This is a genomic window from Vibrio sp. D173a, assembly GCF_030248475.1.
In genome coordinates this window covers 1-979 of the sequence record NZ_JAHGAH010000365.1, presented here as the reverse complement: position 1 = coordinate 979, position 979 = coordinate 1, and the positions used below count along the sequence as shown (strand labels likewise).

General features: G+C 39.0%; 1 protein-coding gene. It reads right to left on the bottom strand.

The genetic code is table 11. The annotated features are described in order from the left end of the window. Positions 1–81: 81 nt before the first annotated feature. Positions 82–979: EAL domain-containing protein (locus KIV40_RS25885; protein WP_285352058.1), on the bottom strand; the 898-nt coding region annotated here is incomplete at its 5' end.

Sequence of the window (979 nt, the reverse complement as noted above, 5' to 3'; positions counted from 1 at the left end):
TTTCGACGATCTATCTGCACCGCCTAAAGACTCCTTATTAGTTCTTTGATCGCACAGGCATGCTCGGAATGTCTATAGGCTTTACGCAACTCTTAATGTATTGACGAGCTTTTTCGGGTGAGAAAAATGTAAGCCTTGTAAACATACATGAGCCTTTTTAGGCACATATTTAGCCTGTAATTCTTCCTCGATGCCGCATACCACTAACGTAAAGTTAACTTGCTCAGATAAGCGAAACATAAATCTTAAAAACTCATTGCTCACAGGGTCCTTGCCCATATTCATTGCAAAATGACCGTCTATCTTTACTACGTCAAAAAGTCCCTTATTTAAAAGGTCGTAGTTAGTATAACCCGTACCGAAATCATCTATCGCGAGGCGGCACCCTAAGCGTTTCAAGCTTTGAAGATTATCTTGTACATGCTTTTGAGAAATAGCTTCGCTGTGTTCAACTAACTCAAAAATTAACTTTTTACGAACTTCTGGGCAATGTTTGGTAAGGCTGAAAATATCGTTATAAAATGAAGTCATCGCAAGGTCGGACATTGCAATGTTGATACTATAATCCCATTGGCCTTGTTCATCTTTTCTGGCTAATTCAACGACTTTTCTAATGATCATAAGAGTCAATGAATAGTGAATATGTGGAGTATCACTAAGCAACGACATATAGCTTTCTGGCTCAATATGCCCACGTTTCCGCCATACAAGCAAAACTTCACGAATACACTCTCTATCATGATTCATACTGTGAACAATAGGTTGATATGCGAGCTCGAAGTTAGCCCCACCATCTCGAATGTCCCTTTGTAAATCTTGCAGCATATGACGTTTACGTAAATTCCTTTGATAGTCCTTTTCACTATGGATATACAAGCCATCTTGGTTTTGAATTGCACGCAAGATCCCATAACTAATGCGTCTAAAGAGACGATCTGGTTTGGCAATATCATAAGTGCTTGAAAAATGTAACGTCGTT